Genomic DNA, 14724 nt, shown 5'->3' on the forward strand with positions numbered 1-14724 from the left:
CTTCTCGCGCCCGCTGGTTAACGGCTCCAGGCGTTTTTATGCCTTGGGCGACGTTCCGGAGCCGATCTGACGCGCGAGATGCACCTGGTGCAGCGTTATTTTCCGCACCTCGGCCTGGCTGGTTTCGATATGGGCCCGCAGCAGCATGGCGGCCTGGTCGCCACGCTTGGCGCGCACCGCCTTGAGAATCTTGGCGTGCTCTTCATAGGTCGCGTCAATGCGCGGCTGCTTGATGAAGTCAAGCCGGCGAATGATGCGGATGCGGTCAGTCACATCGCGGTGCACCCGGGCCATTTCGGCATTGCCGGCGGCCGCCACCAGCGCACAATGAAACGCCTCGTCCCACTGTGCAACCTGCACCATGTCGGTACTGCGTTGAGCTAGCGGCGCCAGCCAGATGGCCGCCAGTTCATCGAGTAGCGCCGTGTCCACCGTCTGGCTGCCGCTGCACAGGCGCTGCACGGCCGTGGTTTCCAGCACCATGCGCAGATCGTAGAGCTGCTCGAACTTGTCGAAATCAAAGGGCAGCACGCGCCAGCCACTGCGAAACAGCACCTCGACGAATCCCTCCTGCTGCAGGCGAAACAGGGCCTGGCGCACCGGTGTACGCGAGACACCCAGGCGCTCGCTGACCTCGCTTTCGGTGAAGCGGTCGCCGGGCACCAGCTTGAATTCGGCGATGTCGCGCTTGAGTTCGGCATAGGCTTGCTCGGCGCGCGAATGAAAGGCGCTGCCGGCAACAGGCGGGGCGGCGTGCGTGCGGCTCATGCCAGCAGACTCACGTGGGCGGCTACCACACGCCAGCCATCCGGCGTGCGCAACCAGGTCTGGCTTTGGCGCCCGGTCCTATCGCTGCCTACACGTGCAAACTCTGTGTTGGCCGTGGCGAAGTCGCGTCCGTATGTTGTGATGACTGTGGCGCGCAAGGTACGCGCGAGCCCTTGTGGGGAGCGCCCCGCGCGAAAAGCACGGATGGCGTCATAGCCGTGGAGGTTCTCGGTGACGCCGTAGCGCAGGGTGTGCTCGCTGTTCCAGAACAGCTCGTCGAGCACTTCCACGTTGTTGTTGACCAGTGCGTCTTCGTAGCGAAAAAATGCGGCAGTCACTTCGGCATGAACGTCGGGCAGGTTGATGGCATGGATCATGATTTACCGATTGTCAGCGAAGCCAGCGAAGCCAGCGAAGCCAGCGGAGCGCGGGCGATGCCGGCTGCCTCCAGCACGGCCGCCACGCGCAGCGCGTGGTCTTCACGCCAGGGCGCGGTGACGAGCTGCACTCCTACGGGCAGGCCTTCATCCGGCCACACCGGCACCGCACAGACGGGCAGGCCTATGCACGAAAAAGGCTGGGTCAACAAACCCATGCTTGGGCGCAGCGGCAGTCGTTTGCCGTTCAATTCCAGCCACTCGGCGCCTATGGGCGTGGCGGCGCAGGGGGTGGCGGCGGCGAGCAGCACATCGAAGTGTTCAAACAGTCCGGCCACGGCCTTGGCATAAAGGCGGCGTACGCGCTGGGCGCGGTCTACCCAGGCAGCCGGAAGCAGGCTGCCCGCAAGAAAGCGGTCACGCGACAGAGGCTCAAAATCGCCGGCGCGGCGCCGCAGGTCGTCCAGGTGCAGGGCGCCTCCCTCGGCGTTGGTGATCAGGAAGGCGGCGGCGCGGCCCGCCTCAACCATCGGCAGCACCACCGTTTCACGGGCGCCCAGCGCCTGGGCTACACGTTGCACGGCGGCCCAGGCCTGGGGCTGGGCATGGTCCTGGAAGTAGCCGCCCAGCACACCCACTCGCAGTCCGCCCATGCCTTGCATCAGTGATGGCAATGCCGGCTCGGCGGCGCGCTGTGCGCAGCCGGGGTCGCGGAGGGTTGATGGCCCAGCGGCCTCCGGGCCTTGCATGAGGTCATAAGACAGGGCCAGGTCGCGCACAGAACGCGCAAACGGCCCCAGGTGATCCAGCCCGGAAATAAAGGGGTAGCTGCCGGTACGCGGTAGCCGGCCAAAAGTGGGCTTGAGCCCGAACACGCCGCACAGCGAGGCCGGCACACGGATGGAGCCGTTGGTGTCCGACCCCAGCGTCAGCGGTACCTGGCCCGCGGCCACTGCGGCGCCTGAGCCGCCGGATGAGCCGCCGGCGATGCGTGTGAGGTCGTGCGGGTTGCGGGCCGGGCCGGCATGGCTGTTTTCGGTGGTGAAGCCATAGGCATATTCGTCCATGTTGAGCGCACCCACCAGCACGGCGCCAGCTGCCTCGAGCCGCTGCACCAGCAGTGCGTCGGCCGTGGCAGGCGTTCGCCCGCGTTCAATGGCGGAACCTGCCAGTGTGGACAGGCCCTGGATATCAAACAGGTTCTTTACGGCAAAAGGAACGCCCAGCAAGGGCTGTGCTGCGAGGCCGGGCGCATCGACGGCGAGCTGCTGGTCCAGCAGTGCCGCGCGTTGCCGTGCCCGCGAGGCGGTGACTTCGGTAAAGGCATTGACGCGGCCATTGGTGGCGGCTATGTGCGCGAGGCTGGCTTCAATCAATGCGCCTGCACCGACCTCGCGCGTTCGCACGGCCCGCGCCATGGCCATCGCATCGCCGCGCAGGCATTCGGCAGCGTCGCTCATCCGCCAGCCTTGCCGGAAGGCTCAACAGGTACAAACACCGGCGCCGGGTCGTTATGGGCGTCCAGCGGCACGGCCTGCAGCTGCGCGGCAAAGCCGGCGGCCAGCGCGAAGAACTGCAGCACACCGGGCCGGTGTTCCGGATTCAGCGGCAAGTCCAGCGCGGCCGCGGCGGCGTCGACATAGGCATCTATTTGCGCGGGTGTCATGTGGTTCAGCGCCTGACTTCGCGCTGGAATATTTCCAGGCTGAGTTTCTTGGTGCGGATGAAGCTGGCTTCAGACAAGGTCTCCACCGTGCGCGGACGCGCATCGCCGTAGGGCAGGATTTCGGCGACGCGCGTCGGGCGCTTGGTCAGCAGCAGTACCTGGTCGGCGAGGTACACGGCTTCTTCCAGGTCGTGCGACACCAGCAGCATGGTAGTGCCTGTCTGCATGAACACCTCCTGCAGTTTTTCGCGGATGAACAGCGTCATCTCGAAGTCCAGCGCCGAGAACGGCTCGTCCAGGAACAGCACTTCCGGATTGGGCGCCAGCGCCCGCATGATGGAGGCCGTCTGCTGCTGCCCGCCCGAGAGTTCATAGGGGTAGCGGTTCAGGTCGAACTTCACGTCGAAGGAGGCCACGAGTTCGGCCATGCGCCTGTCGACTTCAGCCTTGGATCTGCCTTCAAGCTTGAGCGGGTAGGCGATATTGTCGATGGTACGCATCCACGGGAACATGGCTTCGCGGTAGTTCTGGAAGACGTAGCCGATCTTGGTGTCCTTGAGCGACTTGCCGTCGAACAGGATTTCGCCCGCGTCGATGGGGATGAGGCCCGCGATCATGTTGATCAGCGTGGACTTGCCGCAGCCGTTGGGCCCGAACACCGAAACAATCTTGTGCTTGGGGATGTCCAGGTTGAAGTCTTCATACAGCGGCCAGCCCGCAAAGTACTTGGTCAGACCGCGTATGGTGATGTGCGTGCCTGCCGGGCCGGGCTGGAATTCACGCACCGGGACATCGGCGAATACGGGAGCATTAATTACAGCGGACATGTCGGACTCCGGTGGGATCCATGGGTAAACACAGTGGTGAGTGACTGCAGGCCTCTCACCTTCAAGCAGGGGCCGCGGAACCGGCTTTGCCGGGCCGCAGGCGCAGCGGCCCCCTCGGGGGGAAGCGCATTACACGAAGTGAAAAGCGTGGGGGCCATTTATCTTCCACTCCAATGCACGATGCGGCGCTCGGCGACGAGAAACAAAATATTCAGCGCATACCCCAGCGCACCGGCCGCCAGGATGGACGCGTACATGTCCTTCACATTCATGACCTGCTGCGAGTTGATGATGCGGTTGCCCAGGCCGGTGTCGGCGCCTATGAACATCTCGGCAACGATCACGATGACGAGTGCCATGGACACCGCCGAACGCAGGCCGACAAAGCTCGGCTGCAGGCTTTCCCAGATCAACACGTCCTTGAACACTTGCCAGCGCGAGGCGCCCATGACTTTGGCCGCCATGACACGCTGCTTGCGCGCGTTGATCACGCCGTAGGCGCTGTTGAAGACCACGATCAGCAGCGCGCCGAAGGCGGCAATCGCCACCTTGTTGATGTCCGACACGCCGAAAATCATCAGGAAGAGCGGAATCAGCGCCGAGGACGGCGTGGAGCGGAAGAAGTCGATCAGGAATTCCACGCTGCGGTAGGCTTTTTCATTGCTGCCCAGCAGCACGCCCAGCGGCATGCCGACCGCGGCGGCGATCATGAAAGCCTGGACCGTTCGCCACACGGTGACGGCAAAGTCCTTGAGGAGCGGCCCGCCAGCCAGGCCGCTGAGCAGTGCGCCCAGCGCGTCGATCGGTGGCGGCAGCAGGATGGCCTTGATGAAGCCCAGGCGCACGGCCAGGTCCCAGATGATGAAGAGCGCCACCGGGCCGATGAAGGGCAGGGCCTTGTCCAGCGCCGGTTTGCGCTGCACGACGGCCGCCGGCGCGGCCGGAGGCGTCCAGGGTTTGGCGGGCGTTGCCGTCACGAGAGAGGTGGTACTCATGGTGTTCAACCCTTGTAGAGCATGGTGTCTACGATGAGGCGCGAACTGAAGATGCCTTTTTCGGAGAACAGGTCGAAGAATTTCTGGAAGTGCGCCACGTCGGCCGGGGTGAACTCGTTGTACATGGTGTAGGCGGCCAGCGGCACCTCGCCGGTGAGCGGGCCTTCAATGGCGGTGTAGCCCTTGAGGTACTGGCGCGCCTCGACCGACTTGCTTCGCACGTAGGCCACTCCCTTGCCGTAGGCGGCGACGAATTTTTTCGCGGCATCGGGGTTCTTCTTGATGAAGTCCGAAGACAGCGACGCCGAGCCGCCGAACCACGGTGCCATCGGGTCACCCAGCACATAGCGCGCGATGACGCCGGCTTCAAGCACGCGCGTCGTGCCGTTCATGCGGCCTATGGTGCCGGTGGGCTCCAGCGTGTAGGCACCGTCGATCTGGCCGGCGGCGAGCGCGGCCACATGCTGGCCGATGGGCAGCTCGACCACGGTCGCGCCTGTAGCGCCGCCGCGCTCCAGCACGGTCTTGGCCAGCGTCACGTTCTGGATTCCGGGGCCGGAGCCGACGCGCTTGCCTTTGAGGTCGGCCATCACCTTGGCCGGACTGGCCGCCGGCACGATCACCTCGTCGAGCACATTCTTCACGTTGCTGGGGTTGGAGCAGAAGATCTTGAAGGTGCCGGGCTGGGCGATCTCGCCGATGGCGATGTTGGCCGAACCGGTGCCGTTGGCGGTGCCGTCGGCGCGGCCCGAGAGCACCGCCTCCATCACCTGCTGCGCACCGGCGAATTTGAGCGGCTCCACGTCAAGGCCGGCCTCTTTGAAGTAGCCCAGCTCGATGGCTGAGTAGAACGGCAGGCCGGCGGCAATGGGCCAGTAGCCGATGCGTATCTTGGGACCGCCCTGCGCATGCAGGAAGGCGGGCATACCCAATAGACCCAGGGTGGCACCGGCGGCCGTGGCCTTGAGCAGCGAGCGGCGTGCCGGGCCGTGGGGGGCGGGTGACGGTGTGAGAACGGGCTTCATGAAATGCTCCTGCTGGTGATGGATAAACGGTGGATGAACAGGTTGGTAAAGGGTGATGAAAAGCTTCAGGCCTGCGCGGCTGGCTTCAGTGAGTCGAGGTAAGCGCGCCAGCCGCCCAGGTGTGTGATGTCTTGTGCACCTTGCAGGGCATGCGCCTCGCAGAGGAAGCCCTGGACGCTGCCGCCGCCCTCCAGCGCCAGCGTGCCTATGCCCAGGGGTGCGGGGATCAGCGCAACGAAAGAGCCGTAGTGCTGCACCGGCATTTCCCAGATTTCCAGCGCGATGCCTGCACCTTCATTGGCCGCCACACGCAGCAGCCCCGGCTTGGGCGGCACCGTGCCCGGCAGGGCGTAAAAGCGGTAGTCTGGCGCGGTGCGTGCCGGGCCCACCAGCGTGGCGCCGCGCGAGGTCAGCTGGCTGTTCAGCGGCATGCCCGAAAGATGAGCGCCCACCACGGCCAGCCTGACCGTGGCCGCCGGCTGGATGCCTGGCAACGCTGCGGGTGCGGGCAGCGCTTCGTTCAATGCGCCCAGCGGCAAACCAGTGGCATGGTGATAGCGCTGCCCCAACTCAGCCAGTTGCCAGTCGCTGCCCGCCAGCCCCACCAGCGTGATGCCGAAAGGCAGGCCGTCAGGACGCAGGCTGCTGGGCACGGAAAGGGCCGCGTAGTCCAGCAGGTTGACGAAGTTGGTGTAGGTGCCCAGGTGGCGGTTCAGCGTGACGGGGTCGCGCTGCATGGCCTGCAGCGTGTAGTGCGTGGGCGCGGTCGGCAGCAACAGCACATCAATGTCACGCCACATTGCGCCCGCCTGCTGGCCCAGCGCGCGTAACTTTGTTTGGGCTGCATACAGGTCGGCAGCGCTGTATTGGCGGCCTGCGCCGATGATGCTGCGCACCGGCTCGATCACCGCTTCTTCATGCGCGTCAAAAAAATCGCGCACGGCGGTGTAGCGTTCAGCCACCAGCGCGCTTTCATAGAGCAGCGCGGCCGCCTCGGCCAGCGGCGCGAAGTTGATGGAGACCGGCACGCCGCCCAGGGCCTTCATGCGGGTGACAGCTTCGCCAAAAGCCTGTTCGGCCAGCGCGTCGCCGCAGAAGCCCAGTGTTGAAGGCACACCGAAACGAAAGCCTGCGGGCAAGGCGGTGTCGGCCATCGCCAGCACGCGCGAGTAGGGATCCAGCGGGTCGTAGCCCATGGCCGCTTCGAGCACGCGGGCGGCCGTGGCCACGGTGCGCGCGAAGATGGAGACGCAGTCCACGCTCTGCGCGGCCGGCACCACGCCGCGTGCGCTGACAAGGCCTTTGGAGGGTTTCAGGCCCACGATGTTGTTCAGGCCCGCCGGCACGCGCCCGGAACCCGCCGTGTCGGTGCCCAGCGCGAAATCCGCCTGCCCGGTCGCCACCACGTAGGCGGAGCCGGAACTCGACCCTCCTGATATATATGCCGGGTTGATCGCGTTGGGAACGGCGCCGTAGGGGGAGCGTGTGCCGTTGAGGCCGCAGGCGAACTGGTCCATGTTGGTCTTGCCAAGCAGTTGCGCACCCGCATCGAGCAGCTTTTGCACCACGGCGGCGTGCACCGTCGGCGTGTAGGCAAAAGCGGGGCAGGCCGCGGTGGTCGGCAGGCCCGCTACATCAATGTTGTCTTTGGCCGCAAATGAGAGCCCGGCCAGCGCGCCGCCGCGGCCGGTCGGGAAAGACGATGTCCTGGTAATCCAGGCCTCGGGAGCCCTGCCGGCGTCCGTGCCTGCAGATGCCATCACCTGCTCAGGTGCAGCGAGCGATTGAGGAGAGTTCGGCGATGAAGAGATGTGCACCAATTGAAAGCATCCATACTTGTGTACAAGATGAGATGCAAGAGTTGTGCCAATCCGTAGAGCCGTCCCGAGCACTGCCGATGACGAAAAGTACTTTGATGTCTGCTTGTCATCCAATTAGGCGCATGAATGTCATGGATAAAGCGATTCTTGGGTAATTAATCGCGCTCGATGTATCAAATACAGTAGAGGCTTATGGAAAAGCCTCGCTCCAACCCACAGCCCAAGCTTCGTGCCGTGCTGTTTGATGCCTACGGCACGCTGTTTGACGTGTACAGCGTGGGCTTGCTGGCGGAGCAACTGTTTCCGGGCAAAGGCGAAGCGCTGGGCGTGCTGTGGCGCGACAAGCAGATTGAGTACACGCGCCTGGTGACCATCAGCAGTGGCGGCTCGCATTACCGGCCCTTCTGGGACCTCACGCGCGCAGGCCTGCGTTATGCGTGCAAACGCCTGGGGCTGGATTTGAATGCCGCCCGTGAGGAGCAGCTCATGAACCAGTACCGCCATCTGTCGGCGTTTCCGGAAAACCGCGAGGTGCTGCAGGCGCTGAAGGCGCGTGGCATCACCACCGGCATCCTGTCCAACGGCGATCCCTCCATGCTGGATGTGGCCGTCAAGTCGGCAGGGCTGGAAGGCCTGCTGGACCACATCATCAGCGTGGACAGCATCCGCAAATACAAGACCGCGCCCGAAGCCTATGCGCTCGGGCTGAAAGCCACCGGACTGGAGGCGAAACAGATCGCCTTCGTGAGCTGCAACGGCTGGGACGCGCTGGCGGCCACCTGGTATGGCTACCAGACGCTGTGGGTTAATCGTTACCAACTGCCGTTTGAAGAGCTGGGCACGCAGCCCCTGTACACCGGCAGCAGCCTGCGTGAAGTGCTCTCGCTGCCGCTGCACTGATTTCGCAGACACGTTTTATTTTTAGTTTTTTAGTTTTTATTCTTCTGATGCTTTTGAGAAAAGGGACCGCACCATGAACACAACAACCAACGCACGCACCTCCAGCCACCGCCTGCAGGTCGCCACCGGGCTTTACCGCTTCATCGAAGACGAGGTGCTGCCTGGCACCGGTGTGGCCAGCGGCGCTTTCTGGAAGGGCTTTGACGCCATCGTGGCCGATCTGGCGCCCAGGAACCTCTCCCTGCTGGCAGAGCGCGACCGCCTGCAGGCCGAAATGGACGCCTGGCACAAGGCCAACCCCGGCCCCATCGCGGACATGAAGGCTTACCGCGCTTTCCTCGAAAAAACCGGCTACCTCGTGCCTTCGCCGAAGAAGGTCACCATCACCACTGCCAACGTGGACGCCGAACTCGCCAGACAGGCCGGCCCGCAACTTGTGGTGCCCATCCTGAACGCGCGCTATGCGCTCAATGCCGCCAATGCGCGTTGGGGCAGCCTGTATGACGCGCTCTACGGCACCGACGCCCTTTCCGAGGATGACGGCGCCACCAAAGGCAAAGGCTACAACCCCGTGCGCGGCGCCAAGGTGATCGAATACGCGCGTTATGTGCTGGACCGCACCGCGCCGCTGAAAAAGGGCTCGCACATCGATTCGATCGCCTATGCGGTCAAGGGCGGCAAGCTCGTCGTTACCCTGAAAGGCGGCAAGACAACGGCGCTGGAAGACGCCAGCCAGTTCCTCGGCTACCAGGGCAAAGCCTCCGCGCCGTCGTCGGTGCTGCTGCAGCACAACGGCCTGCACATCGACATCCGCATTGACCGCGGCACGCCCATCGGCAAGACGGATCCAGCCGGCGTGAGCGACCTGGTGATAGAGGCTGCGCTGTCGACCATCATGGACCTGGAAGACTCGGTGGCCGTGGTGGACGCCGACGACAAGGTGCTGGCCTATCGCAACTGGCTGGGCATCCTGCAGGGCACACTGACCGAAAGCGTGACCAAGGACGGCAAGACCTTCACCCGCGGCCTGAACCCTGACCGTGAATACACCTCGCCGAAAGGCCCCAAGGGCAAAGCAGTGGTACTGCACGGCCGTTCGCTGATGTTCGTGCGCAATGTGGGCCACCTGATGACCAACCCGGCCGTGCTGTACACCGCCGCGGATGGCAGCACGAAGGAAATTCCGGAAGGCATCCTGGACGCCGTGATCACGACCACGATCGCCATCCACGACCTCAAGCGCAAGGGCAAGCCCGGCATCAGGAACTCGCGCAAGGGCTCGGTCTACATCGTCAAGCCCAAGATGCACGGCCCCGCTGAAGTGGCATTTGCCGCTGAACTCTTCAGCCGCGTCGAAAAAATGCTGGGACTGCCGGGCAGCACGGTCAAGCTCGGCATCATGGACGAAGAGCGCCGCACCAGCGTCAACCTCAAGGCCTGCATCGCTGCCGCTTCCAGCCGCGTGGCTTTCATCAACACCGGCTTCCTGGACCGCACCGGCGACGAAATGCACACGGCCATGCAGGCCGGCCCGATGATCCGCAAGGGCAACATGAAAATCAGCCCCTGGCTCAGCGCCTACGAGCGCAGCAACGTGCTGGTCGGCCTGGCCTGCGGCCTGCGCGGCCGCGCCCAGATCGGCAAGGGTATGTGGGCCATGCCCGACCTGATGGCCGACATGCTCAAGGCCAAAATCTCGCACCCGCAGGCCGGCGCCAACACCGCCTGGGTTCCCTCGCCCACGGCTGCCACGCTGCATGCGCTGCACTACCACCAGGTCAACGTGGCGGCGGTGCAAAAAGACATCGAGAAGAAGGTCGACCTGAAGTCCGAAATCGCCCGCCTGCTGCCCGAGCTGCTGCTGGTGCCGGTCTCGCCCGATGCCCAATGGACGCCCGCCGAGAAGCAGCAGGAGCTGGACAACAACGCCCAGGGCATCCTCGGCTATGTGGTCCGCTGGATCGACCAGGGTGTGGGTTGCTCCAAGGTGCCCGACATCCACAACGTTGGCCTGATGGAAGACCGCGCCACGCTGCGCATTTCCAGTCAGCACATCGCCAACTGGCTGCTGCACGGCGTGGTCACGAAAGCGCAGGTCAAGGAAACCTTCGAGCGCATGGCCGCCGTGGTCGACGGCCAGAACGCCGGCGATCCCCTCTACAAAAAGATGGCGGGCAACTTCGAGACGTCGGCGGCCTACAAGGCTGCGTGCGACCTGGTCTTCAAGGGCCTGGAGCAACCCAGTGGCTACACCGAGCCGCTGCTGCACGCCTGGCGGCTGAAGGTAAAAGCCGGCTTGTGAGCCGTTAAGTCTGCGGCAGGGGTGCGGACGGGGGCTTGCGCCTGCTGCAGCCTGTGCCTGACAGAGTCAACTTGCTACTGAATTGATAGCTGTTGGCGCAAGCTGTTATTGGCCTGCAGGCCAAATACTCTTGAAAATCCGGGTTCGGCCCGCTGGCGCCGGTGCGCCCCCATGGCGAATGACAGCCGGTCAGGCGTTGATAACCCCTGAGCTTGCGGAGGTGTTGCGCCAAACTGACCTTTACAAAAGGGCCGCCGATCTTGCAAAACCGGCCGCTCATCGCCATTCGCGGGATTTAAAGGCTGGTTACGGACCGTTCCGTGACAAAAACCCTGTAATTCATATGTATGCGTTGGAAACCAAGTGAAACACTTTGCAAGTACTTCAATGAAATCGCGGTTGGCCCTTACGCTAGCGTCTCCCCCCTCTCCGGCCACAGATCGGTTGCAAGCCGGCCGGCAAATGTGATTAATACCAATTTTCCCGAACTCCTCGATGGCTTCGCAACCTGACGTCCTTCAATCCTGTCTTCAGGCGGCTGCCAAAGCAGCCCGGCCTGCGCTGGAACGGTGCATTGATGACGCCGTGGCGGGGCTGCAGATTGCCGAGTCACAAAGCCCAAAAGTGGCCGAGCGCGACGAACTCGCGGCGGCCTGGCGGGGACTTCAACAAAACAAGCCCGTCTGGGTCGTGCAATACCCGGCAGACCTGCTGGTGCATTTCAAGGCGAATGTGGCTGTTGCGGTGCAGGCGGTGCGCGCGCCGGCAGCATCTCCAGACCAGCTCGCTGCTTCAGCCGCAGCCGCATCCAGCACCTTCGCCGCCCTGTCTTATGCCAGCTTCGCCCTCGTCGACGACGACGATGTGTCCCAGGCCATTGAATCGTCACGGCTGCTCCAGCTGGTGCTGCCGGCGGTCGACCACGTCCTCGCCGAACTCAACAAACTGATCAGCACAGTGCAGGGGCTGCCGAATGTGCGCCCGGAGCTCAATCCGCTGCGCCCTGAAGTGTTTGCGCAGACCCTGCGCGAAATGATCACCGCAAGCAATGCGGGCCCGGCCATCGTTTCGCTGTGGCTCAGGTATCTTGCCGAGCCTCTGGGGCGCGAACTCGGGCAGGTCTACGAACGCCTGGTTAACCAGCTGGAACTTGCCAACGTACAGGGCGCCAGCTACCGCGTATTGCAGACCCCTGCGAGTGCAGCCCCCAGCAGGGCCAGGGGTACCGGCGGCGCAGGTTCCGGGTCGGGCGCCGGTACCGGAGGCGGTGAGGGCGGAAACGGTGGGGGCTCCGTCGAATCCGGCCGCCACCAGCCGCCCCCGCAATATGCCGACCTCTCCAACTATGAGATCCGGGATGAGTTGTTCCAGGATTTCCTGTTCCATGGCGGCAGCAACGCCCATCACGGGCTGGCGCCGTCCTATTACGAAACGGTCGAGGAAGAGCTGGTCGCCCTGCAGGAAGCGCCCGACTCTTCCGGCGCGCCGTTGGCTGAGTCGCAAGCCGCGCCCTCACATGAATACCAAAACCTGCCGGCGGTAGACCGTCCGCAGCGGATGGTCGATGAGCGCAGCCAGCTCAGCCCGCAGGTTTGGGGCTCGTACGCCCGGCCCCGCGAGCGCGCCATCGTCCGGACCCAGCTGAAGAAAGAGGCCAAGCAGGTCGGTCAGGTGCTGGGCCTGGAAGTGGTGCGCAAGCTGGTCAAACAGGTCGCGCAAGACCCGCGCCTGCTGGTGCCGGTGCGGGAAGCCATCGTGGCGCTGGAGCCTGCGCTGCTGCGTCTGGCCATGGTGGACCCGCGCTTTTTCAGCGACGAAGGCCACGCCGGGCGCCGCGTCATGGAGCGCGTGGCGCAACGCAGCTTCAAGTACAACGACGAATTCAGCCCTGAGTTCCTGGCGTTTTTTGAGCCGGTCACGCGCGCTTTCAACGGGCTGAACAGCCTGACGATCGAAGATGCCCAGCCTTTCGCGATGGCACTGGCCGAACTCGAATACGGCTGGGACGAGCAAGACCAGCTCGAAGCGGAAAACCGCAACAACGTGCTGCAGGCCCTGCGTTTCGCCGAAGAGCGCCAGACGCAGGCGGACCAGATCGCCTTTGAGCTGAGCACGCGCTCGGACCTGGACAAGGTGCCTGGCCTGGTGCTGGACTTCCTGTTCGGCCCCTGGGCGCTGGCCATGGCGCACGCCAGACTCTCCGATACACGCAACCAGGTTGATCCGATGGGCTTCGGTTCGGTGGTGCCTGACCTGCTCTGGAGCGTCAAGCGGGAAGTCACCCTGAAACGCCCGGCCAAACTGATTGAGATGATTCCCAGCCTTTTGGGCAAGCTGCATGAGGGGCTGGAGCTGCTGGGGCAGGACCCGCGCGAAAGCGAGCCTTTCTTCGAAGGCCTGATGATGCTGCACCGGCCCGTGCTCAAACTGCGCCGCCTGAAAAGCCGGCGTGACGCCGAAGAATCGGGCGCCGTACCGCTGGAGCCCGAAGAAGATTCGGCCACGCCTGAACAGCGCCTTGCCAAGGCCGCCGCGCACCCCTGGCTTGCGCGCGACGATCTGGACGCCGCAGGGTTTGAAGACACCCTGCCGACCGTGCCTGGAGAACTTGCTCCGATCGAGGAAGACGAACCGCCGCCGATAGAACCCATGCAAGCGGCAAATGAGCCCGACTCCAGCCATCCGGAATACCTTGCCGCGGCGGCAGCCTCCGCAAATGCAGTACCGGCCATGGCCCAAAGCGAAGCCGAGCGCCTGTTGCTCAGCCTGCGCTCCGGCCACTGGGTGGATATGTACTCCAGGCGCCGCTGGCTGCGAGCCCAGCTGATCTGGGCCAGCACCAAGGGCACGCTGTTCATGTTCGTGAGCCACGGCGGCCAGCCCCACTCGATGACCAAGCGCAGCTGCGAACGGCTGATCCGCGAACGCCTGCTCAGGCCGGTCGACAGCCAGGGTGTGGTGGCGCAGGCCCTGGACGCGGTCGCTTCGGAAGTCGCCACCACGACGCAGCCCGAATCCCAGCCGGTCTGAGGCGGGTCCCGAACGGGGCGGCAAACCTGCCGCCGCCGGCTTGATGGTGGAACCATCCCGCACAGCTTAAATCCCATGACCTCCTGGCCCGACCTCACGCAACTTCCTGCCGATCCTGTACCCGCGGGCCCGGCTGAACTGCCGCCCCCAGCGCATGCCCAGCCGTTTGTGCATGACGACGGAAACATCCGGTCGCTTCACTTCACGATGGGTGAACTGCAAAGCCGCATGCTGATGCACAGCCCCTGGCGCCTGGAAGTGGACTACACGCTGACGATGATGGGTTTCCTGCTCTTTCGGCCCGCGCCCCTGCACATCGGAATGATCGGCCTCGGGGGCGGCTCCCTGGCCAAGTTCTGCCACCGGCAGCTGCCGTCCAGTCAGATGACTGTGCTGGAGATCAACCCTCAGGTGGTGGCGCTGCGGCGCGAATTCCGCGTGCCCGACGATGATGCGCGGTTCCGCGTCATCGCCGCTGACGGGGCCGATTTTCTGCAGGCCGGTACCTCCCGGTTCGACGTGCTGCTGATCGACGGGTTTGACCACCAGGGGCAACCGCCGGCCCTCTGTTCGCAGCGCTTTTATGACGACTGTTTTGCCGCGCTGTCGCCGGGCGGCGTACTGGTGGTGAACCTGCACTACGATGACCCGGACTATCCGCTGCTGGCGGGCCGCATTGCGCGCAGTTTCGACGGCAATTCCGTGGAAATTCTTGCCCAGGAAAAAACCAACAGCATCGTGTTTGCCTACCGCGGGAAGCCCGTTTCTGCACGCAAGCTCTCGGTGGCACAAGCTCTTTCCGCACTGGCAGACGACGAGGGCCGGGCCCAGCTCAGGGCCGAGTTTGGGCGGATCACATGGCACATGAAAGACCCGGGCGCAGACGACGCCTGACCGGTGCATCCCGGCTCACACCAGCTCCGGCCACGGCGGGAAGGCCTTACCCCGACGTGCGGCGCTGTCCGACGGCCAGCCACAAAAAAGGCGGGCACGCTGGAACGTTCAACATTTCAT

At 64.2% G+C, this 14724-nt stretch carries 12 protein-coding genes; 4 read left to right on the forward strand and 8 right to left on the reverse strand.

The annotated features are described in order from the left end of the window. Positions 1-36 precede the first annotated feature (36 nt). From AC1DZE_RS20520 to atzF, 8 genes are all read right to left on the reverse strand, one after another. Complete coding sequence (locus AC1DZE_RS20520) at positions 37-768, reverse strand: GntR family transcriptional regulator (RefSeq protein WP_477670690.1); 732 nt, start codon at positions 766-768, stop codon at positions 37-39. After that, the gene (hpxZ, locus tag AC1DZE_RS20525; protein WP_477700489.1) at positions 765-1145 is read right to left on the reverse strand and encodes an oxalurate catabolism protein HpxZ; all 381 of its coding nucleotides are present in this window, start codon (positions 1143-1145) and stop codon (positions 765-767) included. The genes AC1DZE_RS20520 and hpxZ overlap by 4 nt, the downstream gene beginning before the upstream one ends. After that, the gene (locus tag AC1DZE_RS20530; protein ID WP_477672532.1) at positions 1142-2605 is read right to left on the reverse strand and encodes an AtzE family amidohydrolase; all 1464 of its coding nucleotides are present in this window, start codon (positions 2603-2605) and stop codon (positions 1142-1144) included. The genes hpxZ and AC1DZE_RS20530 overlap by 4 nt, the downstream gene beginning before the upstream one ends. Continuing rightward, positions 2602-2811, reverse strand: coding sequence for an AtzG-like protein (locus AC1DZE_RS20535; RefSeq protein ID WP_477670693.1), 210 nt, complete (start codon positions 2809-2811; stop codon positions 2602-2604). The genes AC1DZE_RS20530 and AC1DZE_RS20535 overlap by 4 nt, the downstream gene beginning before the upstream one ends. A 5-nt stretch (positions 2812-2816) precedes the next feature. Continuing rightward, positions 2817-3638, reverse strand: a complete 822-nt coding sequence (locus AC1DZE_RS20540) for an ABC transporter ATP-binding protein (protein ID WP_477656435.1) — start codon at positions 3636-3638, stop codon at positions 2817-2819. A 158-nt stretch (positions 3639-3796) separates the two neighbouring features. Next, positions 3797-4633, reverse strand: a complete 837-nt coding sequence (locus AC1DZE_RS20545; RefSeq protein WP_477672533.1) for an ABC transporter permease — start codon at positions 4631-4633, stop codon at positions 3797-3799. 5 nt (positions 4634-4638) lie between these two features. Beyond that, complete coding sequence (locus AC1DZE_RS20550; protein ID WP_477700490.1) at positions 4639-5658, reverse strand: ABC transporter substrate-binding protein; 1020 nt, start codon at positions 5656-5658, stop codon at positions 4639-4641. A 65-nt stretch (positions 5659-5723) separates the two neighbouring features. Continuing rightward, positions 5724-7418 (reverse strand): allophanate hydrolase, encoded by a 1695-nt coding sequence (gene atzF, locus AC1DZE_RS20555; RefSeq protein WP_477672535.1) that lies wholly within the window; start codon positions 7416-7418, stop codon positions 5724-5726. A gap of 252 nt (positions 7419-7670) precedes the next feature. Between atzF and AC1DZE_RS20560 the strand changes: the two genes are divergently transcribed. From AC1DZE_RS20560 to AC1DZE_RS20575, 4 genes are all read left to right on the forward strand, one after another. Beyond that, entirely contained in the window at positions 7671-8378 is a 708-nt protein-coding gene (locus tag AC1DZE_RS20560) for a haloacid dehalogenase type II (RefSeq protein WP_477672536.1), read from the forward strand. Positions 8379-8451: 73 nt separating this feature from the next. Then, entirely contained in the window at positions 8452-10680 is a 2229-nt protein-coding gene (locus AC1DZE_RS20565; protein WP_477700491.1) for a malate synthase G, read from the forward strand. A 495-nt stretch (positions 10681-11175) separates the two neighbouring features. Continuing rightward, positions 11176-13710 carry a DUF1631 family protein gene (locus AC1DZE_RS20570; RefSeq protein ID WP_477673337.1) on the forward strand — a complete coding sequence of 845 codons (2535 nt, stop codon included), beginning with the start codon at positions 11176-11178 and terminating at the stop codon, positions 13708-13710. Positions 13711-13785: 75 nt separating this feature from the next. After that, positions 13786-14604 (forward strand): fused MFS/spermidine synthase, encoded by an 819-nt coding sequence (locus AC1DZE_RS20575; protein ID WP_477673336.1) that lies wholly within the window; start codon positions 13786-13788, stop codon positions 14602-14604. The last annotated feature ends 120 nt before the right edge of the window (positions 14605-14724 follow it).

The organism is Polaromonas sp. P1_F1 (assembly GCF_056405795.1).